Consider the following 19,740-nt stretch of genomic DNA (forward strand, 5'->3'; position numbering starts at 1 on the left):
TGAGGTAGCTATAACTCATTTCGCCTGTTTATCAAACCGAATTATTGAAATTCAAACAAAACGATCAGCCGTCGGTCAATGTTAACAGCGCGACGATCGGATCCTGCTGCAGTCTTTCCAGCGTCGCGCCGATCGTCTGGCGGTCGTCGGCGACGGCAAAGTAGCGCATGGCCTGGGCTTTGATCTTCTCGTCGGTAATCGAAAAATGGCGGACGAGCGCCTTCGCCTCTTGCTTGTCGATAGACACCGAGTTGAGGACGTTGCGCACTGCTGCATCCAGGGCGCGATGGACGGGATCGTCTCCGATCGGCTTCGACAAGGCTTCCATGACGGCGCTGACCGCCTTGTTGAGAGCGTCGTCCTCCGTGCCGGCGACATGCGTCTGCTTCAGTGCCTCGGATTCGGCGACGAACTCCTTGCCGCCGATCAAGGGCCGGCAGACGAACAGGCTCTTCAGCGCTTCGTCGACCCGATGGAAAATCCTGACGATCTTCTGCTGGAGGTCAGCCCGATAGGCGCGCTCGGGCGGTTCCGCCAATTCGCGGATCGCCAGACTCACGATCTTGTCGCCCGACGAAAGCCGGTACGGCTCGTTCCCGATGTTCATCGCCGTCACGATGATCGGTCCCGAATATCCGGGATCGATCTGGAAGCCGTGGTTGACGAGCAGACCGTGCATCGCATTGGTGGCGGTGCTTCCGACTTCCGCCAGATATTCCTTTTCGAAGCCGACCAGTTCGCGCGTCAGGACGACGACCGACCTCCGCTCGTCGTCGAGATCCACGGATTTCGACCAGACGACCGCGCCACCCTTCTTCTTGAGGATCGCGTCGACGTGGTCGGCCTCGCGAGATTGGCTGTCTTCGGCGTCGAAGGCACGCTTGAGTACCAAGACCCATTCGTGTTCGCTAAGCTCTCGAAAGCCCTTCTCGATGATGATGCCGACCGTAAGGTCGTACGAGGCAGGTTGCACCTGCCCAGGGTCGTAGGGGGTGACGCTGACCGGTCCCCCAGGGGTCTGGAGCAACCGTTCGATGTCGCGGTCAATCAGGACACGATCGACTCTCGGCGGCGCCGCCGGGCTGCCGGCGAACAACGGCAAGTTCTGTTCCCCGTCCACCCTGCCATTGCGCTTGGCGCGCTTGGCGGTCAGCGCGTCGTCCACGTCGGAGAGGTTGACCTCGACGGACTCCGCAAGCCACACGTCCGCCGGCGCATTGAAGCGTTTGGCGAGCTTGAGCGCCAGCGCGGACGAGATCGGGCGCTTGCCGGTCGTGACGTTGTAGAGGGTCTGGACATGGACCTTCAACTCCTTGGCGAGCGCGGTCGCGCTCAGCCCTGAGAGCGCCATCTTGCGCTTCAGGAAATCGGCGGGCGACATGGTCGTCACCCCGCTGCCTTTCCGGTCCCCTGGTCGCGCCTCAGACATCGAGCCCCCTCGTCATTACCATTAAGGATATATGACAAACAAAAATAGCGAAATTGCCAATTTTTGAGGGATCGCCAACAACGGCGTCGTTTACATCCATTTCGGTGCAAATATTCGCGTGGCGCCGACCCGGTGCGGATTGCGGCCGAGTAGCTTGTGCTCTCCAGCGTCGGCGGGTGTGGGCGGGGGCGCCGGCTAGGCCCACCGAAGCCCGCACGTTGAGGTGACCGAACGCCTGTCTGTCGCGGCGTCATCCATATGGATTGACGCGCCGGTGCATCGCCGGGCAAGTCGTCAATCTGTTCGTCGTGCCTGCGCTGCACCTGATCGGAGACCATGTGGACCGTCACCGCCAACTCGAAATCCTATGTGCCAATGCGATCCTCAAGGCCGTCTCGCCGCGCTACGCACCAGGTACGCCGGAGCGCGTGCTGCAATTCCTTGCCGATCGCGGTGCGGTGTCCGGCGTCGTGGAGCAATATCATGTCAGCGGCGATCTCGAGCAGGCCTGCCTAAGCTACTGGGGCGCCCTTCTCGAGCCCGATGCGCTGCGCCTCGAGGATTTGGTCAGCGCGATCCTCATCTCGTTTGCCACCAGTCTCGCGGCGGGCATCCTTCTAGAGGGCGGGAAAGCGGCATTCCCGGTTCTCTATCGGACCCTGGTCAAGGACAAGAGCATCGAGCGGACGCTGGCGGACATCGCCGCGCTCGAGAGCCGACGGCGCGGGCACTTGGAGACGCTGCTCGAGCTGCTGAACCGCAAGGCCGCCGCCGTGGCCGGAGCCCATGCGGCGGTGCAACAGGAGCTTGGCCAGGCAAGGTCGCACCTGCTCGCCGGCGAAACGCTCGACACGTTCCTGGAAACACTGTCGGTGCCTTCTGCCGGCGTGGCCTTGACCCCGGTCGAGACGGTCATCCGCGGCGCCCTGCTGACCGAGGAGCAGCGCGAGACCGGGTTCCGGATTGATCAATCGTCGCAAGGCGAGACGATCGAGGGGATGCCGCTGTCCTCCTTCTTCGGGGTCGGGCAGACCGTCGTCGCAAGGCTTCCACGCATCGACGCGGCGAGCCCTTTCGGACGCGCCTATGATTCGATCGAGGAATTTGTCGGCGACCTCGACGCGCCACTGCGCGACGCCCACAAGCATGCCTATCTGAAAAACAGCCTCGGCCGGCCGCCGCGCAAAGTCGTGCCCGTTTCCGACGGCGATCTCCGCCAACTCATCGACTACCCGCAGGCCTTCATGCAGTGCAGGCCGTTGCTTGCGGGGCTCGTTCTACGCCAGGGCGGCATGACATGCCACACCGCAGTCATGTCCCGGGGCATGGGCATCCCGTGCATCCAACTCGGCGACGCGAACTTCGCAAAGCTCGCGGAGTATCAGTTCATGGCACTGCAGGAGGGCCAGGCGCAGTTCTTCCATGCTCCTCCCGACCAGTTCCACCAGTTCCTCTGACGCGGCTTCGGCAGACTTGGTGACGTAGCAGGCGGTAGCTGGCCACCAGCGCCTCGCACATCCGTGCGATCGCGCTCTACTTCGACCGCCGCCTAGGCGGCGGTCGAAGTAGAGCCCTGGCGGGTCTCGGCCGTCCGGTCACGATCGCTGGCGTGGCTGCGGACGCCGCGCGGGCGCGCGGCGGCGTTGCTTGTGCCTCTCCCGGTACGGCGGGTGCGGGCGGCGCTCCCGGCTAGGCCCGTCGCGGCCTGCGGCAACCCCTTCGCTGCGCTTCGGGGTGCTCCTCTTCGTTCCGCCCTGCGGTGCCGCCGGCCACTGGAGCCGGGCCTCTTGGTCGCTTTTCGCCGCCCACCCCCGCCTTTGCGGGGAGGCTTGCTGCTTTTTGGGTGGCGATGGAGGATAGCGATGCGAGAAGCCGCCAACCGTCGTTCCCGCCGCAAAGGCGCGGGCGAAGATCGTCAGACCGAGAACCGGGTCAGCCTCTATGACGAGGTGACCGCGCGCATCGTGTCCGAGCTTGAGGCCGGGCGCTTGCCTTGGGTCCAGCCGTGGGGCGCGGCGGGCAGCGCCGGACCCGGCCTGCCGCGCAATGCCCTCACCGCGCGCAATTATTCGGGCGTCAATGTCCTGATCCTGTGGGGCGCGGTCATCGAGCATGGCTGGCCCTCGCAATCGTGGCTGACCTTCCGGCAGGCGCAGGAAGCGGGCGGATGCGTGCGCAAGGGCGAGCATGGCGTGACCGTCGCCTATGCCGACCGCTTCACCCCCGAAGCGGAGAAGGAACGCGCCACGCGCGACGGCGACGAGGCCAAGGCGGTGCCGTTCCTCAAGCGCTTCACCGTCTTCAACGTCGCGCAGTGCGAGGGGCTTCGCGCCGGGCTGGCGTCCGATCCCGTGCCGCTTCCCGAGCGCGAGATCGTGCCCGTGGCCGAGGAGGTGATCGCCGCGTCGGGCGTGGATTTCCGCATCGGCGGGACGCGCGCCTTCTATGTGCCTGCCCATGATTTCGTGCAGGTGCCGCCGCAGCCCGCCTTCTTCGAGCAGGTCAATTATTACCGGACCTGCCTGCACGAACTGACCCACGCCACCGGGCACGCCAAGCGGTTGAACCGCGACCTGACTAATGGCTTCGGCAGCAAGGATTATGCGCGGGAAGAACTCGTTGCCGAGATGGGTTCGGCCTTCCTCTGCGCCGCGCTCGGCATCACGCCCACCGTGCGTCACGCCGACTATATCGGCTCGTGGCTTGAGGTGCTGCGCGAGGACAATCGCGCGATCTTCCGCGCGGCCAGCGCCGCGACCAAGGCCGCCGACTGGCTGCTGGCGCGCCACCGCGAGGCGCAGGCCACGCAGGCAGACGGGAGGATCGCGGCATGATCCTCCTGACCCCCGAGCTGCGTTTCGCGCTCCGCGCCAACGACATTTCCCGCCGCGCCTGTGACGAGAAGCGACAGCGCTTCGATCCGCCACCAGTGGTCAAGCTGTTCAACCCGCTCGGCGCGGCGACATGGCTGGCGACCGAACTGGACGAGGACGGCGACACCCTGTTCGGGCTGGCCGACCTTGGGTTCGGCTGCCCCGAACTCGGCTATTTCAGCCTGTCCGAGATCGCGGAAGTCCGCCTGCCCTTCGGCCTGTTCATCGAGCGCGACCTGTCGTTCGAGAGCGCCTTTCCGCTGACCATCTGGACCGAGTGGGCGCGCCGCGCCGGTTCGATCCTGTGGGCCGAAACCCTGTTGCGCCGTGCCGAACAGACCGGCGCGGACCCTGATCTTCCGCACCGTCCGGGCGAACCGGACGGCGGTTGAAGCGCGGGCGGCGCGCTTCGCCGCCAATCCGAAAACCGGTCCGCCATCCCAGCAAAGAGCGACGGACCGGCACTCACAAGGAGTTGTGCCATGACACTCGTTTTCATCGATCAAGACAAGCTGTCCGTCAGCAAGACCAACATGCGCTATGGAAAAAAGGCCCCGGACGTGTCCGATATGCTGCCGACCGTGCGCAAGCGCGGCATCATCCAGACGCTGCTGGTGCGCCCCAATTGTCAGGACGGCCATTATGAGATCGTCGCGGGCGCGCGGCGCTTCCATGCCGCGCGGATCGTCGCGCAGGAAACCGGCGAAGCTGAGCCGCTGCCCTGCCGCATCCTCGCCGAAACCGACGATGCCGCCGCCATCGAAGCGTCGATGATCGAGAACCTCGCCCGGCTCGACGCCGACGAGGTCACGCAATGGGAGACCTTCACCCGGCTGGTGAAGGAGGGCCGCGACGTCGCCGACATCGCCGCGACCTTCGGCCTTCCCGACCTGACCATCGCGCGGGTGCTGGCGCTCGGCAATCTGCTGCCGCGTGTCCGCAGCCTCTATGCGGCGGAGAAGATCGACCGCGCCACCGTCCGCCACCTGACCCTTGCCAGCAAGAGCCAGCAACGCGCGTGGCTGGCGCTCTATGATGACCCGGAAACCTACGTGCCGACCGGGCACCAGATGAAGGCATGGCTGTTCGGCGGGCAGTCGATCCCGGCGCGCTTCGCGCTGTTCGATCTGGACGGCTTCAAGGGAGCGACCGTCGCCGACCTGTTCGGCGACGACCGCTATTTCGCCGATGCCGACGCCTTCTGGACCGCGCAGAACGAGGCCATCGAGGCCCGCCGAGCGGCCTATCTGGAGGAAGGCTGGAGCGATGTCGTGATCGTCCCCGCGTCCGAACATTTCCATTCGTGGGAATATGAGAAGGCCCCGAAGCGCAAGGGCGGGCGCGTCTATGTCGATGTCCGTTCGACCGGCGAGGTCACCTTCCACGAGGGCTATCTCTCCGCCAAGGAAGCCCGGCGCGCCGCGCGCGGCGACAGCCCGGAACCCGCGAAACTGGCACGGCCCGAGGTCACATCGACGATGCAGACCTATCTCGACCTGCACCGTCACGCCGCCGTGCGCGCCGCCCTGCTCGGTCATCCCGGCATCGCGCTGCGCCTGATGGTCGCGCACGCCATCGGCGGCTCGCATCTGTGGCGGGTGTCGCCCGAACCGCAGGCGGCGCGCAACGACGAAGTCCGCGAAAGCCTCGAAACCTGTCGCGGCGAGACGCTGTTCGACGAGCGCCGCCGCGCGGTGCTTGGCGTTCTCGACTTCTCGTCCGAGGAGCCGACCGTCACCGGCGGCAATGGCGACGACTATGGGGTGGCGGGCATCTTCCTGCGCCTGATCGACCTTCCCGACGCCATCGTCATGGAGATCATCACGGTCGTCATGGGCGAGACGCTGGCCAGCGGCAGCGCCGCCGTCACGGCGGCGGGAACGCAGATCGGCGTCGACATGGCCGACTGGTGGCAGGCAGACGCGGCGTTCTTCGAGTTGATCCGCGACAAGGAAGTGCTGACTCGGATCGTCGCCGAAGTGGCGGGCGAGACGGTCGCCACGGCCAATGCGGGCGAGAAGACCAAGACCTTGAAGCGCATCGTCCGCGATCATCTCGATGGCGCGGACGGGCGGACCAAGGTCGGGCGCTGGGTGCCGAAATGGCTGGGCTTCCCGGCCTCTGCCTACACCGCGCGCGGCGGCGTCGGCACCGTCGCCGCCCATGCCAAGGTCGAGGCGGCGCGGACCCCCGAGCCGGACCCCGATGCCGATCAGGAGCCTTTCGCGCAGGCCGCGTGATCCTCGCGGGCGGGGGAAACCCCGCCCGCCTACGGACCCTCAAAATCCGGCCGCGCGCCTCCGCCGTTCCGGCGGCGGCGCGCGGCTTTTCTTGTGCCCGCAGCCGATGCGATGGGCTATGCCGGCGCCATGCCCGATAAAGACACCGATACTGAGAGCCAGGTTCAGACGCTCGATTGGAGCGTGATCGGCGACTATCGGACCGTCCTTCGCGAACCGAGCAGGCCTCCCAGCAAGGGTGGCAACACCGCCGCGCTGCACGGGCACAGCATCAAGATCGGCGACGCTTGGTACAGCTTCCTCGCGCTTGGCGCGCAGAAATGGGTCTTTGCGTCCGATACCGTCGCCTTCGACTGGGCCTGGGATGCTTCGGGAAAATACCGGAACATCGTCAAGGAGAGCATTCGAACTCTGGACAAGAACGGCGTGCCGGTCGTGCGCGGCAACAGAGGTTCGAAGCCGAAGCTCAGGACGGCGCAGACGCGGTTGCCCGCCCGCCGGAGCGAGTGGAAAGACTAGATCCTGATGGCGCGCGGCGAGCCTAGATGCCGTCGCCCTCGGCGAGAGCGGCCTCGATCATCGTCCGCCAGGTCTCGGCGTCCGCACCTGCCGGAGCCGTCGCGCGAACAGAAACGAGTAGCGCACGCACCTGCGGCACGTAGCTTTGCCACATCGGGCCGCCCTCGAACCGGATATTCTCGGCATGTCCGTCGAATTTGCAGAGCGCCCGGGCGGCCCGTTCGATCGTCTTCATCATGAACCTCCCGGAAGTGGAGAGCGTATCGCTTCTCCGGTACTCTGTTGGGGGTGAGAGCGTCCACCGACGCGACATATTGGCGGCGCTGCACGCCCTGCGATCATAGTCTCCGGCCATCCCCGATCAAATCCGAAATCAGGATGCGCGGTGGCACCAGTCCGGCTTCGGCCGACCGCGCGGCCACCACGCCGCGACGCCGATCCGCACCAGCTCGGTGCCGAGATCATGGCCGTCGAGGACGACGGTGGCGACGGTACGGTTGTAGCTGCGGCCGACGCGGTGGAAGGTAACGTCGCGCCCCGCAAGCAGCGCCGTGGCGCGGTCCTTTGCCCGCAATCCCAATAGCGTTTCGCCCGCGCATCTGGCCTGGTCGCGGTGCGTTTCCGGGGCGTCGATCCCCGCGATCCTGATCCGCTCGCCGCTTTCCAGCCGGAACGTGTCGCCGTCGGTCACCCAGGCCACCCGGCCGGAATCGTACTCGTCAGCTGCGCCGGCGGGCGCTGGCATCGGTGTCGCGGCAATGAGGACGGAGGAGAGCGCTAGGGCACGAAGCATGGACAGGATTATCGCGGTGCCGGGGGCCGATTGTCGAGCGTCATCCGCACGGTGCCAGACCTCCTGCATGTCGACTGCCGCCCTGAACGGACCTCTCTCTCGGCGGGTCTGGCGGGGTCCGCCGGTCCCGCAACGGCGTCGCCGACCTTCTTCCCCGGCTCGGTTCCCTCGCCTTCCTCGCGAGGCAAGAAGCCCGGCTTTGGCCGTCCTCCGCTGTGCTGCGGCCCTGCGGGTGCGGGACCGTCCTCCGCCCGCCTGATCGACCGCCTGTCGAGGCCGCATCGGGCGGCATCGCATCAATTGAAGGAGGTTATCATGGCACAGATTGGCAGCTTCACCCGCGGCGAAAACGGCGTCTACACCGGCGAAATCCGGACCCTGACGCTTCGCGTCAAGGCGAGCATCCGCCCTTGCGAGCGCGACAACGAGAAGTCGCCCGACCACCGGGTCAGCGCTTCGGGCGTCGAATTCGGGGCGGCCTGGACCAAGGCGGCGCGCGAGACCGGCGCAGAATATCTGAGCCTCAAGCTCGACGATCCGTCGTTCCCGGCTCCGATCTACGCGACACTCAGCCAGGGTGACGACGGCGAGCACAAGCTCATCTGGTCGCGCTGAACCGGATGCCCCGCGCGCCACCGCGCGCGGGGCACGAGCGGTGAGCCGGATTTGCCATAGCTCGCGAGAGACCCTGCAGGCGGGGGCGTCTGCACCGTCAGCTTACCGTCGCACGGGACCAACAAATCCCCTGCCACCCGGCATAACCCACACCGCTCTTGCCGGCGAAGGCGAGCCCCGCGCGCTCCGGCGCGCGGGGCATTCACGCCCCGGCGCATCAGGTGTGTCGAAAACGCAGGCCGCGATTCCGACACTCCGCAACCAGTGTCCCGCCCGCCACTCCCGGTGTCAGCGACGGCAGATCGCCATCGCTTTCGGACCCGGACAGGAAGAATGGACAGCGACGACGACATCTCCCGCGCGACCCGCGCGAAACGCGGCTCCCCCTACCTCAATACCGATCAGGCGGCGGCCTATTTGAAGTTCTCGAGCCGGCTGCTCAAGCGGCTTCGGCGCGCCGGCAAGGGGCCGGTGTTCCGGCTGCACAGCCGCTTCGTCCAGTATCATATCGACGATCTCGACGCATGGTCGAAGGCCCAGTCAATGGGAGGCCGCGACCATGACCAGGCGTGACATTCGTGGTTCGACGACACCGTTGCTGGAATGGGGCGATCAGCTTCGCGCCGACAAGCAGCGGCGTCGGAGCCTCGGTCGTCGCATTGCGATCACCGGCGTCGGCATCGCGCTGCTCGGGCTGACGACGGCGTTTCCGCCGGCCCCGCGCCTGGTGTGGAATGCCAGCGCCAGCGCCCCGGTCGGTCTCTATGCGGTGACCCCCGGAGCATCCGTCGATGCTGGCGACATGGTCATCGCGCGGGTGCCCGATCCGTGGCGGATGATAGCGGCGCAGCGGCGCTACATTCCCGCCAACGTGCCGCTGGTGAAGCGCGTCGCGGCGGTGGCGGGCGACGAGGTCTGCGCGCTCGGTCAGGAAATCTTCGTCAACGGAAAATGGGTGGTCGAGCGCCGCATTGCCGACGCCAGTGGCCGGCCGATGAAATGGTGGAGCGGCTGTGTGCGCCTTCGCGGCCACCAGCTCTTCCTGCTCATGTCGGGCAGTCCGGCGTCCTTCGACGGCCGCTATTTCGGCGTGACCGAAGGCGGATTGGTGGTCGGCAAGGCGCGGCTGCTATGGGCGCGCTGACCCGATTGCTCCCGGCCATGCTGCTGCTGGCCGCCACTGCCGCGCGAGCCGACGAGGTCGGGCGCTGGCGGCCGTTGATCGAGGAGGCGTCGGCCAAATTCGGTATTCCGACGAGCTGGATCGAGCGCGTCATGCGGGCCGAGAGCCGGGGCTACACGACGCTGAATGGTCGCCCGATCCGAAGTCGCGCCGGCGCGATGGGCCTGATGCAGCTCATGCCCAAGACCTGGACGGACATGCGCGCGCGCCTCGGATTGGGCACCAATCCCGACGATCCGCGCGATAACATCCTCGCCGGCACGTGTTTCCTGAGGCTGATGTATGACCGCTTCGGCTATCCGGGATTGTTCGGCGCCTACAATGCGGGACCGGGCGCCTATGCCGCCTGGCTTGCCGGCAATCGGAGGCTTCCCGGCGAGACGGTGGCCTATCTCGTTACGGTTGGCGGCACGTCGCAGCCGTCCTCGCTGGCCAGTCAGGCAGCAGTTCCGCCCCCGCTGTTCGTCGTCCGGCGCATCGTGTCCGGGGATCAAACCTCGCCCACGGTTCGTGAGCCGCAGCCGTCCTTGTTCGCTGTCCGGAAAGTCGGGCCATGATCGCGGGCGTGGGAGGGGCTCGTCTCGACAGGCCCAGCCTGACGGCTGCCGAAGCGCCTATCAAGGCCCGTGGGTGCCCCCCAATTTTCTGCGAAAATCGGTTCCCCCCACGTCCGCTTCGCGGCGCTCCGCTTCGCTCCGCGGCCCTGACAGCCGCTCCGCCACCCGTCTTCTTCACGATGCTCTCGATCAGGAGAACAGAAGCGAAGGAGATGATCATGGGCATGTTTCAACCCATTTCGGTGGCGTCGGATCGCGTGATTGCGGCGCTGGTTTCGGGGCTGGAGATCGAGTTCGGCCACGGTGTCGGGGAGGCTCTGGCGCATCGGTTTCTGGAGGCCGAGGAGACCGATTTTCTCTGGGATGCGCGGGATCAGGAGCGCTGGATTGGCGCTTATGAGAGCACCGACGATGAGGAAATCGACCTGGATCGGGTTCGGATTTTCGGGCGACTGGATGGCCGGTGGTTCGTGGCGGTAATGATCGTCGATGGCGATGGAAACGCGCACGGAGTGATGGGCAAGCGCGAATTTGGGCGGCGGAAGCAGGCTTTGGCGGCATTCGCGGATGCGTGAGGATATGCGCATTTCGGGCCGGGGCGCGGTGCCGGGTCGGCATCGTGTCCCGGCCTTTGTTTTGAGCCGAGGAGAGGGAGAAGAAGGAAGAAGGCGAAAGCAAGAGAAAGGCACTGTCTCGCGACAGGTGCCAAGTGATTGTCTGCACATCGTTTTTCTTGGAGACATGGCACGGGCGCCACGAGACATGCTCGCGAGGATTGGCGGAAATCCGCCATTTCCAGCCCGAATTCGCGAGATTTGTGGCCGCGACGGTGGGCCGCGATGAGCGACGACGAAGAGTTCACGCCACGGCTCGGTCGGCAGCGTCAGCAAGGCGGAAAGCGCGCGCGCCGCTACCTCGGTCGCGTGGTCGGCGCGGCGGTCCGCTCGGCCGAGAAAGGCTCGATCAGGAGCCGGCGGTTCGACGGCAGCCGAATCGGCCGCGGCGCCAGCATGGGACGTCTGCTTTCCAGCCGCGATCGGTTCGGCGGCATGCGGGCGCGGCGCGCGGTGGTGAAGACGCGACTGGTCCGCATCGGCACCAAGGGGATGCCTGCGGCGCGCGCTCACCTGCGCTACATTCAGCGGGACGGCGTTACCCGCGAGGGCGCGCCAGGCGAGCTGTATTCCGCCGAGCGCGACACGGCCGACGGCAAGGCATTCCTCCAGCGCTGCGACGGCGATCGCCATCAGTTCCGCTTCATCGTCTCGGCCGAGAACGGCTCGGAATATCCCGACCTCAAGCCCTATGTCCGCCGGCTCATGACGCAGATGGAGGCCGACCTTGGTACGCGGCTCGACTGGGTCGCGGTCGACCACTTCAACACCGCCCATCCGCACACGCACATCATGCTGCGCGGCATCGATGACACCGGCCAAAATCTGATCATCGCCCGCGAGTATATTGCGCACGGCATCCGCGAGCGGGCAGCCGAGCTGGTGACGCTCGATCTCGGGCCGCGCACCGACCAGGAAATCGAGGCGCGGCTTCGTCACGATATCGGCGAGGAGCGGATGACCGCGATCGACCGGCGTCTGATCAGGTCGATGGATGCCGATCGACTGGTCACATCGGCGGACCGCGATCCTTTCCAGCAGTCACTGCGAGCCGGCCGGTTGCAGAAGCTCGCCAGCATGGACCTCGCCGATAACGTCGGCGGTGGTCGCTGGCGGCTCGCCGACGATCTGGAGGGGACGCTGCGCACGCTTGGCGAGCGGGGCGACATCATCCGCACCATGCAGCGCGAATTGACCGCCCGGAATCTCCAGCGGCCGTGGCTCGGGCGAAGCCTGTTCGGTGCCGGGGAAACGGATCCGGAGCCGGTGGTCGGCCGCGTGATCGCGCGCGGCCTCGCCGATGAGCACCGTGACCGCCACTATCTGCTGGTCGACGGCGTCGATGGCCATGCCCATTATGTCGATATCGGGCGCGGCGACGCCGTCGCGCCGATACCAGAGGGCGCAATCGTGCGGGTATCGGCGCGAAGCCTGGAGATTCGCGACGCCGACCGAGTTGTAGCCGAGGTGGCGGCGGCGAATGGCGGGCGATATTCGGCCGACCTGCATCTGCGGCAAGACCCCTCGGCCACCCAGGCGTTCGCCGAGACCCATACGCGGCGGCTTGAGGCGATGCGGCGTGCGGGCGCTGGCGTCGAGCGCGAGCCGGACGGGACCTGGACGATCCCGGCTGACCATGTCGATCGTGCCGCCGCCTACGAGGCACGCCGTCATCGGGATCAGCCGGTCGAGGTCGAGACCCTGTCTGTGCAGCCACTGGAACAGCTTCGAGGAGCCGACGCGGCAACCTGGGTCGATCGCGAGCTCGCATCGCAATCTCCGCTGCCGATCCGCGACGCCGGCTTCGGCCGCGACGTCCGTGCGGCCATGGCGTTCCGGCAGCAGTGGCTTGTCGACCAGCAGCTTGCGGATGTCGATGGCGATCGGATTCGGCTTCGCGCCAACGCGATAATGATGCTCCAGCGTCGCGAGGTTCTGCGTGCTGGCGAGGAATTGGCTGGCGAGATGGGCAAGCCGTTCGTCGAGATGCGCGCTGGGAACGCCATCGAGGGCCGCTTAGTGCGCCAGATCAATCTAACCAGCGGTCGCTTCGCGGTCGTCGAAAACAGCCGGGAACTCACACTCGTCCCTTGGCGCCCGGTGCTAGATCGCCGGATCGGCAACAGCGTCGTTGGGGTTGTGAGTAACGACGGAATTAGCTGGCGTATCGGACGCGGACGAGCGGGACCAGAAATCGGGTAAGCGATATCCCGCAGGAGAGCTCTATGCCAGATCAGCCATCCTGAACCCTGTTTGCCGCCCATGCGAGCTTGAGCTGACGAAGATCCTCATGAACCTTGGCGCGATATGGGTCAGCATCGTCGAGGCAATTGATGATCCCGATCAAACCCTGCGCGTTTTGCAATAGGGAGGCGCCCAGCGCGCTGCCGTCAGACGCTACCCACTCCGATGGGATGGTCCGGAGGACAACAACAGCCTCGTAGGATACTCGACCGCGTACGGCGGCTTCGTCGAGAATGGACATGACCTTCTCGTGGATTTGCGCCAGAGATCGCGGCGGAACGGGCGCCTTTTCAGCGATATACCGCATGGCGAGTTCGCTCCTGCGATCGATCGACTCCGAGCCACGCTCCATTCGGCCGACGCTCTCGCGTGATAGTCCGATTGCCATGCCAAACTCAGCTTGCGACATGCCCGCCCGCTTTCTCAGGGCCTTTGCTTCCTGGCCGTTCACTTTGACCTCCTGAAAAACCATGGCTCATAGGTATAAATGAGGCAGGATGCCACTTAGTTTTGATCTGAAGTGGCAGAATGCATCATATTTTGAGCTGGCGATCATGCGGATGCTCCTCAGCCATGAATTCATGATTTAATGGCTTCCACATTTAATGAAATCATGCCAGCAGCCTACATGAGGGGAATGGGTATGGCGAAAAGCGCGAGTGCGGCGGGAAACCGAGCGGATTCAGAAGTCCCTTTGCAGATCACAGTTCCTCCTAAGGTTAAGCGCGCGATCGATCTCAAATCCGTTGAGACCGGTCGGACGCGCCGGGCTTTGGTCCTGGAGGCGCTTCGTGGCGCCGGTATCGAGATAACGGATGATGACATCGCCGGTCGCCGCGGTGGCAAGAAATGATCAAGCGCCAATCGTTGCGCCAGCGGCTGCTCGAACTTGAAAGTCGTCCGCCTGTGTCTTGGAGCGACACTGGGGCTCATAGTCGGCCCAATCTTCATGGCTTGCTCCGCTATCCTGCGATGATGGTCCCTCGGATGCAGGGTGACATCATCGATGCCATCCTCGCATCGACGAAACGTGAGTCACGCGTGCTGGACCCGTTCGTTGGTTCCGGCACCGTGATGACGGAGGCGCTTGTTCGAGGCCTCAACTTCACAGGCATCGATATTAATCCGCTGGCGGCTCTCGTATGCGAGGCAAAAGCGGCAATTGATGGCGGCGTCGATGTCGAGGGCGCCGCCCAAATCTTGCTGGATTCCCTTCGCAGGGACGTCGGCGAGGAAATAGATGTGGACTTCCCGGGCCGCGCCAAGTGGTTCGACGACGCGAGCGCGGCCAAGTTCTCTTTGTTGCGGCGCTCGATTCTGTCGGTCGATGATGTCGACGCCCGCAAAGTGATGTGGACCGTTTTCGCCGAAACCGTCCGACAGTGCTCTAACAGCCGCACCAGCACTTATAAGCTGCATATCCGCAAGTTGGATGATCGCGTGGCGGCGGACAAGGTGGTCACGGCATTCGAGTCTAACCTGCGCCAAGCACTCATGCGTGTACGCGACTATCGGGCATTGCTGAACAAGCGAAGCGCCGCGCGTCCGCTAGTGAAAATCCTGTGCGAGGATGCCCGGCACGCGGACCTTGATTGGCCCTCGGCGGAGCATCAGGTGCTGGTTACGTCGCCGCCATATGGCGATAACCAAACGACCATACCATATGGTCAGTTCTCATATCTGGCGATGCGATGGATGCCGGAAAGAGACCTCCCAGGCGCCTCAGCCAGGCGGCTGATGGCCAACACCAACTCATTGGATTCAGCGAGCTTGGGAGGCACCGTCCGTGGCTCGGAAGATAAGGCAGTTCCCGTGCGCGCGATATCGCCCCATTTTGACAAGTTCATGCTTGAGGCAGAAGCGCGGGGAACGCAGCGAGCGGTGCGCAAAGTGTCCAGTTTCGTCGGCGACTTCTACGACGCGTTATGCCATCTCCGCTCGTCTTCGGGGGCAACGGCACACTGGGTGCTGACGACTGGTAACCGAACTGCGGCAGGGATGACTGTACCTTTTGACGCGATTTGCAAAGATATGGTGACACATCTTGGCGGGAAGCCAATCGCCGATCTGCGTCGACAGCTGCCGAACAAGCGAATGCCCTCCCGCAATTCCCAAGGTGTAATGATCACGGCCGAAACAACTACTGTCGTTGAGTTCGCATAATGTCTGATGATCCAGATCAGCCAGCAGAACTGAAAGTCGGCGCACATGTCCTTGTGCAACTCGGCAGCGAACTCGTGACTGATGTCGAACAAGCGATTCTAGAGTGCGTGAAGAACGCTTACGACGCCGATGCACCGGGGTGTCTTATCGACATCGACACGCGTGAGGTTGGCGCTCAGGTTGAATCTGGCTCCGCAGCAAAACTTCGCATGTTCGACCGCCCCTCCGAGACAGTCACGGTCGAACTCTTCGACGAAACGGGAGCTCAGCTGCTGCCGACAACGAAGGTCGACGCTGCAGAAAAGATCCAACGGAAACTGACCTACACCGGCCGGATCACGATCGAGGACAAGGGGGACGGTCTCTCGCCCGATCAATTGCGGACGTCGTGGTTGGTCATTAGCCGCTCGAGCAAAAGAGGAATTCCTGGTGCGCAGAAGGCGAAAACCGCCAAAGGCCGCACACCGCTCGGCGACAAGGGCCTGGGACGACTAGGTTCCATGAAGCTCGGCGATATCCTACGTATCGAGACTGCGACGGCTCCCTCGAGTCCGATTGCAGTTGCACAATTTCGTTGGGCGGACTGTGAATCCGCCAAGACCGTCGATGAGATTCCCGTCTTCATGGACGAGATCCCTAACAACGATAAATTCAAAGGGACCCGTGTTTCCGTTCTGGGTCTTCGCGACCTACCGGAGTGGCGCCGCAAGGATCGTATCAGCGAAATTACGCGGAGTCTGGCGCGACTGATCTCTCCGTTTGAGACGACCTCGACTTTTCCCGTTGGCGTCAAACTGGATGGCGTCGATCACTCTCTCGTCACCGTCACCGAAGAAGTGCTCAAACGCGCAATCGCCGACTTCCAGTTCAAGTGGGAGCGGGACCCCAAGGATCCGAAGAAACATATTCTCATTGCGGAAGCGCGCTTTCGGAAGCGCCTTTTCACCTCGACGCGCAGTGCCAAAGCTAGTCGCAGGACGGCAACTGTCTTCGATAAGGATGGCGGCGCCGGGTTTGCGAAGTCGCTTCATAGCTACGGGCGTCTGAAGGCCTATAAAGACAAGAAGATAGAGCTCGACGGGGCTTGGTTCATTACGCTCAAGCGCACATTTCAATGGTCGGATATGCAACTCGACAGCGGAGCGGCTATCATAGATCCCGGGGCGTTCGGCGGGGCATTCTACTTTTTCCATCTTGACGATCCGGGAGAAGCCGACGAGCCGGCCGCAGCGGGCCTAGGTGTCGATCGTAACTTGATTAAAGGGATGACCGGAATCTCAATCCTTCGGGACGGATTTCGCGTGCGCTCACAAGGCGACTGGCTTGAGCTTTCCGCAGGAATGACCTCGGGCAGCACCTACGGTATGCGTGTCGACAACACTGTCGGTTATTTTGCGCTGACAGGTGAAGAAAATTACCGACTCGTGGAAAAGTCTGATCGAGAGGGCTTCGTCGAAGACGCAGCCTATCGCGGCTTCCTACAAATAGCGCGTCGCTGCCGGATTTTCGCCAACGAGACACTCGAGCAAGTGCGCCGCGCGCTCGACGACTATTACAAGAAACAAGTCGGGCCTGAGGTTGCGGGCGTTGCCGCTACCGTCACCGGTTCGTTCAAGCAGTTGGAAGCTGGCCTCCAGTCGACAGAAGCTGCTCGCGACGATGCGGCGCGCATCGCAGGGGAACTGCAAGAGCAGATCGAGCAGCTCGAGCGGGAGGCAAAACAGGTCCCGGGAGAAGGCTCCGCCACGAAGGCTCTGCAGTTGGCGAGCAATGCCGTCCTGGCGATGGAAATCGTTCGTTCAAAATTGACCGAAAGCGCGCAATCGGGTGCCAACCTCGTACGGCTTCGACAAGAGTTCGAGGATCGTGACGAGCAAATGGTGGCTCTCTTCGAGAGTGCGGCAGTTGGCCTGAGTGCACGCGGTTTGGCTCACGAGCTCCGGACCCATTTGACCGAGATTCGTCAACGGACTGCGGCGATCGAGAAAATGGCAACTGGCGCGGGCAAAGGTTTGCTCCCTCATTTGCGCGCGATCCGAACATCCTGCAGCGCAATCTCAAGCGCTGCGTCATTGATCGATCCGATGCTGCCTCGATCTCGTGCGATCAAAGAGACGATCGTATTGCGGGATTTCGTCGAGGAGTATTTCAAGACACGCGCGAATGCACTCGATCGCGCGGGTATCAAGACTCGAATCATTGGCACCAGTTCCAATGTTCGTGCGAATCGGCCGCGATTGCTGCAGGTGTTCGACAACCTTGTTCGCAACAGCTCATATTGGCTTCGCCGCGGCGAGATCGTAGGTCAAGTAAGCAGCAAGAGGGAAATCCTGGTTGAACTTACGGGGTTTGGGTTCGTGCTTTCCGACAATGGCCCAGGTGTCGACCCGCATTACGAAGAGACGCTCTTCGATATATTCGTTACCGCAAAGCCGGAGCGAGATTCAGGCCAAGGGCTCGGGTTGTTCATCACAACCGAACTGTTGCGGATTGACGGTTGCGAGGTGACGCTGCTGCCGGACCGCAACGACACGGGCAATCGCTACAAATTCGCCGTGAATCTGCGCCCACTTGTCGTGGGGGTCTGAGATGGAGGTTTCGGAGGCTTTGGCGATCCTCGGCGCGAAGCGGGTGATCTGGATCGATGATTGTTTCAACGACACGCCGGCTCAGTTGGCGGTGCTTCTCACGAATAGCCTAGAGACCGCGATCGCTTGCGATTTTCCAGAGCTGAACGACGCGCTGGCGCAGCATGAATATGACGCCGACACCGCGCTCGGCACGATCGCCCAGATCCTGGCCGACCTTGGTGCAGAGCGCGTGGCAGAAATCAAGGCGGCATTCTTTGCGAAGGAAGGTGAAAACAAAGACTTCGCGACCGGCGAACTATCAGCGAGCGCGATCGAGAAGGCGTGTGCGCTGCTCGGTGTAGTCGCCGCGGATCGTTGGACATTCGATAAGGCGGACCGGGAACTCGCGGCGCTTTGCCAAGGAGGCGACCCGGAACTCAGCTATGTTGTGGACCTAAACGAAGCAGGTGGATCGAAGACACGGGGTCTCGATGTGCTGCGAACTCTCTGGAACGAAAAGTCGTCGGGAACGGCATTCATCCTTACACACGAAACCGACATTTCTGGCGAAGCGAAGAGCGAATCCGAGTTGCGGTCACAGCTGACCGATTTGGGTGGCTTGGGTGTTCCGCTGTGCGTGATCGCGAAAGAACGTCTTTATGATAACCCGGAAGATGCTGATGCGATGGCGGAGGCGCTTCGCGTCGGTGTGAAACGGGCCGGACTGCGCAAGAGCGTGCATGATGTTCTGCACGAAGCGCAGAAGACGCTTCATCAGGCAATCGATGACGCAGCCAACAATCTGCTTAGCGTGCCGCCTGAGCAGCTGGAATCCCATGTCTTTGAGCGTGGCTACAAAGAGGGAGTCTCTGAACTTCATGTCGTCGAGCGCGCGATTACCGCGCACCTGGGTAAGAGTGCTCGAGAATTCTTTGGCACAGACGAAAAGGTTCTGGACAACGCGAAGCGGTTGCGAGCGCTACGCGGGATCACCTTGAAACCAATCAACATGTCTCCCGACGTTCACTTGACCGCTTTTCGTGAGGCGGAAGTTTGGGAGTCCGATGAACTGTTGAATCGGGCTTTGACACCCATCGCCTGCGGCGATGTCTTCGAGGTCGATTCAGACGAAAGCGCGACGGCCGCGAGCAAACAGAAATTTGTCCTGCTCGGCCAGCCTTGCGACATTTCCCTGCGACCGGACGAAAAGAAGCGCGCTCAGGACACGGCATTTCTCGTTCCGTTGAAAAATAAGACGGTCGAAGGAAAACCCGATCCGAAAGCGCCACTTCTGCCATTTACCCTTCGAGGCGAGCAGTGGGCGTGCGACTTCCGTAACGCCAGCGTCGTAAAGTTATCGATATTGGACTTGGCATCGTTTCGCCCCGATGGGCGCGTTCGAGTCGATGATGGGCACTCTGCACCCGAGCATCTACTTGCCGGTCAACAGAAGGTCTATGATGATCGCACGGCCCAGCCGTCTGTTGCCCTCGCAGCTGCGGTGAAGTTGGACGCAGGCACGACGATCAATATGGCGTTCCAGCTAGCATTCTCCTCGGCAGATGCCTTCCGGCATATCCACACAGCAGTGTTCGAGCCCGCGACAGCGACGCGCGCCAACAAGCAAACCATCAAGCGCCCGAAGCGGGTGACGTGGCGTCTCCGCCGCTGCGGGAGAATTCGGGCGCCGTACTCCGCAGCATTGCTTGATCAATATACGACCGTGATGAGCCGACATGCCTTTGACTTAGATTATATGTCGCCTGGGAATGTCGAATCGAGCCAATTGGCGCCTGTCGCGACAGCATCGCCGACAAATCCTGCCGCCGACGCAGTTCCTGCAGGAGAGGTCGATGCACATGCAGCGCAGCAAGGCGCCGCAAAAAGAGCGTGATGGATCGATCGCCATCAAGTTCAGCATCTCCAAGGTACCGGGTGGA

General features: G+C 63.3%; 19 protein-coding genes. 15 read left to right on the forward strand and 4 right to left on the reverse strand.

The window, feature by feature from the left end; all coding sequences use genetic code 11:
- Window positions 1-64: 64 nt before the first annotated feature.
- Window positions 65-1,381 carry a dCTP deaminase domain-containing protein gene (locus ABD050_RS15355; protein WP_343890430.1) on the reverse strand — a complete coding sequence of 439 codons (1,317 nt, stop codon included), beginning with the start codon at window positions 1,379-1,381 and terminating at the stop codon, window positions 65-67.
- A 311-nt stretch (window positions 1,382-1,692) separates the two neighbouring features.
- On the opposite strand from ABD050_RS15355, the gene ABD050_RS15360 reads away from it, so the two are divergent.
- From ABD050_RS15360 to ABD050_RS15380, 5 genes are all read left to right on the forward strand, one after another.
- Window positions 1,693-2,886, forward strand: a complete 1,194-nt coding sequence (locus ABD050_RS15360; RefSeq protein ID WP_343890331.1) for a PEP-utilizing enzyme — start codon at window positions 1,693-1,695, stop codon at window positions 2,884-2,886.
- A gap of 405 nt (window positions 2,887-3,291) precedes the next feature.
- Window positions 3,292-4,263, forward strand: coding sequence for an ArdC family protein (locus ABD050_RS15365; protein ID WP_343890332.1), 972 nt, complete (start codon window positions 3,292-3,294; stop codon window positions 4,261-4,263).
- A complete protein-coding gene (locus ABD050_RS15370; protein ID WP_343890333.1) occupies window positions 4,260-4,694 on the forward strand; it encodes a DUF2958 domain-containing protein in 435 nt (144 codons plus the stop codon). Before ABD050_RS15365 ends, ABD050_RS15370 begins: the two co-directional genes overlap by 4 nt.
- A gap of 90 nt (window positions 4,695-4,784) precedes the next feature.
- Window positions 4,785-6,542 carry a ParB/RepB/Spo0J family partition protein gene (locus ABD050_RS15375; RefSeq protein ID WP_343890334.1) on the forward strand — a complete coding sequence of 586 codons (1,758 nt, stop codon included), beginning with the start codon at window positions 4,785-4,787 and terminating at the stop codon, window positions 6,540-6,542.
- A 111-nt stretch (window positions 6,543-6,653) separates the two neighbouring features.
- Complete coding sequence (locus tag ABD050_RS15380) at window positions 6,654-7,061, forward strand: hypothetical protein (RefSeq protein WP_343890335.1); 408 nt, start codon at window positions 6,654-6,656, stop codon at window positions 7,059-7,061.
- Between the two features lie 22 nt (window positions 7,062-7,083).
- Here the strand turns inward: ABD050_RS15380 and ABD050_RS15385 are convergent, their stop codons facing one another.
- The gene (locus ABD050_RS15385) at window positions 7,084-7,296 is read right to left on the reverse strand and encodes a hypothetical protein (protein ID WP_343890336.1); all 213 of its coding nucleotides are present in this window, start codon (window positions 7,294-7,296) and stop codon (window positions 7,084-7,086) included.
- A gap of 138 nt (window positions 7,297-7,434) precedes the next feature.
- Complete coding sequence (locus tag ABD050_RS15390) at window positions 7,435-7,854, reverse strand: thermonuclease family protein (RefSeq protein WP_343890337.1); 420 nt, start codon at window positions 7,852-7,854, stop codon at window positions 7,435-7,437.
- Between the two features lie 315 nt (window positions 7,855-8,169).
- Between ABD050_RS15390 and ABD050_RS15395 the strand changes: the two genes are divergently transcribed.
- The 6 genes from ABD050_RS15395 to rlxS all read left to right on the forward strand — a co-directional run bounded on the left by ABD050_RS15395 (window position 8,170) and on the right by rlxS (window position 13,025).
- A complete protein-coding gene (locus ABD050_RS15395; protein WP_343890338.1) occupies window positions 8,170-8,469 on the forward strand; it encodes a DUF736 domain-containing protein in 300 nt (99 codons plus the stop codon).
- A gap of 333 nt (window positions 8,470-8,802) precedes the next feature.
- On the forward strand, window positions 8,803-9,042 hold the full coding sequence (locus tag ABD050_RS15400) for a helix-turn-helix domain-containing protein (protein WP_343890339.1): 240 nt from the start codon (window positions 8,803-8,805) through the stop codon (window positions 9,040-9,042).
- The gene (locus ABD050_RS15405) at window positions 9,029-9,613 is read left to right on the forward strand and encodes a S26 family signal peptidase (RefSeq protein WP_343890340.1); all 585 of its coding nucleotides are present in this window, start codon (window positions 9,029-9,031) and stop codon (window positions 9,611-9,613) included. The genes ABD050_RS15400 and ABD050_RS15405 overlap by 14 nt, the downstream gene beginning before the upstream one ends.
- A complete protein-coding gene (locus tag ABD050_RS15410) occupies window positions 9,601-10,209 on the forward strand; it encodes a lytic transglycosylase domain-containing protein (protein WP_343890341.1) in 609 nt (202 codons plus the stop codon). The genes ABD050_RS15405 and ABD050_RS15410 overlap by 13 nt, the downstream gene beginning before the upstream one ends.
- A 218-nt stretch (window positions 10,210-10,427) precedes the next feature.
- On the forward strand, window positions 10,428-10,784 hold the full coding sequence (locus ABD050_RS15415) for a hypothetical protein (protein ID WP_343890343.1): 357 nt from the start codon (window positions 10,428-10,430) through the stop codon (window positions 10,782-10,784).
- Window positions 10,785-11,048: 264 nt separating this feature from the next.
- Window positions 11,049-13,025 (forward strand): relaxase/mobilization nuclease RlxS, encoded by a 1,977-nt coding sequence (gene rlxS, locus ABD050_RS15420; RefSeq protein WP_343890344.1) that lies wholly within the window; start codon window positions 11,049-11,051, stop codon window positions 13,023-13,025.
- 31 nt (window positions 13,026-13,056) lie between these two features.
- On the opposite strand, the gene ABD050_RS15425 is transcribed toward rlxS, so the two are convergent.
- Window positions 13,057-13,518: a helix-turn-helix transcriptional regulator gene (locus tag ABD050_RS15425; protein ID WP_343890345.1), complete on the reverse strand. Its 462-nt coding sequence runs from the start codon at window positions 13,516-13,518 to the stop codon at window positions 13,057-13,059.
- 138 nt (window positions 13,519-13,656) lie between these two features.
- Here ABD050_RS15425 and ABD050_RS15430 point away from each other — a divergent pair, with 138 nt between their 5' ends.
- From ABD050_RS15430 to ABD050_RS15445, 4 genes are read left to right on the forward strand one after another with little or no spacing between them, the layout of a single operon-like run.
- A complete protein-coding gene (locus tag ABD050_RS15430; protein ID WP_343890346.1) occupies window positions 13,657-13,920 on the forward strand; it encodes a hypothetical protein in 264 nt (87 codons plus the stop codon).
- Entirely contained in the window at window positions 13,917-15,230 is a 1,314-nt protein-coding gene (locus ABD050_RS15435) for a DNA methyltransferase (RefSeq protein ID WP_343890347.1), read from the forward strand. Before ABD050_RS15430 ends, ABD050_RS15435 begins: the two co-directional genes overlap by 4 nt.
- Window positions 15,230-17,818, forward strand: a complete 2,589-nt coding sequence (locus tag ABD050_RS15440; RefSeq protein ID WP_343890348.1) for a sensor histidine kinase — start codon at window positions 15,230-15,232, stop codon at window positions 17,816-17,818. Before ABD050_RS15435 ends, ABD050_RS15440 begins: the two co-directional genes overlap by 1 nt.
- A gap of 1 nt (window position 17,819) precedes the next feature.
- Window positions 17,820-19,694: a hypothetical protein gene (locus ABD050_RS15445; protein WP_343890349.1), complete on the forward strand. Its 1,875-nt coding sequence runs from the start codon at window positions 17,820-17,822 to the stop codon at window positions 19,692-19,694.
- The last annotated feature ends 46 nt before the right edge of the window (window positions 19,695-19,740 follow it).

Source organism: Sphingomonas oligophenolica (assembly GCF_039522915.1).
Taxonomy (GTDB): domain Bacteria; phylum Pseudomonadota; class Alphaproteobacteria; order Sphingomonadales; family Sphingomonadaceae; genus Sphingomonas; species Sphingomonas oligophenolica.

Excerpts from the sequence above, each read along its gene's own strand:
- ABD050_RS15355 (WP_343890430.1), bottom strand. The coding sequence starts at position 1,381 with ATGTCGCCCGCCGATTTCCTGAAGCGCAAGATGGCGCTCTCAGGGCTG.
- ABD050_RS15365 (WP_343890332.1), top strand. The coding sequence starts at position 3,292 with ATGCGAGAAGCCGCCAACCGTCGTTCCCGCCGCAAAGGCGCGGGCGAA.
- ABD050_RS15370 (WP_343890333.1), top strand. The coding sequence starts at position 4,260 with ATGATCCTCCTGACCCCCGAGCTGCGTTTCGCGCTCCGCGCCAACGAC.
- ABD050_RS15375 (WP_343890334.1), top strand. The coding sequence starts at position 4,785 with ATGACACTCGTTTTCATCGATCAAGACAAGCTGTCCGTCAGCAAGACC.
- ABD050_RS15380 (WP_343890335.1), top strand. The coding sequence starts at position 6,654 with ATGGGCTATGCCGGCGCCATGCCCGATAAAGACACCGATACTGAGAGC.
- ABD050_RS15385 (WP_343890336.1), bottom strand. The coding sequence starts at position 7,296 with ATGAAGACGATCGAACGGGCCGCCCGGGCGCTCTGCAAATTCGACGGA.
- ABD050_RS15390 (WP_343890337.1), bottom strand. The coding sequence starts at position 7,854 with ATGCTTCGTGCCCTAGCGCTCTCCTCCGTCCTCATTGCCGCGACACCG.
- ABD050_RS15395 (WP_343890338.1), top strand. The coding sequence starts at position 8,170 with ATGGCACAGATTGGCAGCTTCACCCGCGGCGAAAACGGCGTCTACACC.
- ABD050_RS15400 (WP_343890339.1), top strand. The coding sequence starts at position 8,803 with ATGGACAGCGACGACGACATCTCCCGCGCGACCCGCGCGAAACGCGGC.
- ABD050_RS15405 (WP_343890340.1), top strand. The coding sequence starts at position 9,029 with ATGACCAGGCGTGACATTCGTGGTTCGACGACACCGTTGCTGGAATGG.
- ABD050_RS15410 (WP_343890341.1), top strand. The coding sequence starts at position 9,601 with ATGGGCGCGCTGACCCGATTGCTCCCGGCCATGCTGCTGCTGGCCGCC.
- ABD050_RS15415 (WP_343890343.1), top strand. The coding sequence starts at position 10,428 with ATGGGCATGTTTCAACCCATTTCGGTGGCGTCGGATCGCGTGATTGCG.
- rlxS (WP_343890344.1), top strand. The coding sequence starts at position 11,049 with ATGAGCGACGACGAAGAGTTCACGCCACGGCTCGGTCGGCAGCGTCAG.
- ABD050_RS15430 (WP_343890346.1), top strand. The coding sequence starts at position 13,657 with ATGGCTTCCACATTTAATGAAATCATGCCAGCAGCCTACATGAGGGGA.
- ABD050_RS15435 (WP_343890347.1), top strand. The coding sequence starts at position 13,917 with ATGATCAAGCGCCAATCGTTGCGCCAGCGGCTGCTCGAACTTGAAAGT.
- ABD050_RS15440 (WP_343890348.1), top strand. The coding sequence starts at position 15,230 with ATGTCTGATGATCCAGATCAGCCAGCAGAACTGAAAGTCGGCGCACAT.
- ABD050_RS15445 (WP_343890349.1), top strand. The coding sequence starts at position 17,820 with ATGGAGGTTTCGGAGGCTTTGGCGATCCTCGGCGCGAAGCGGGTGATC.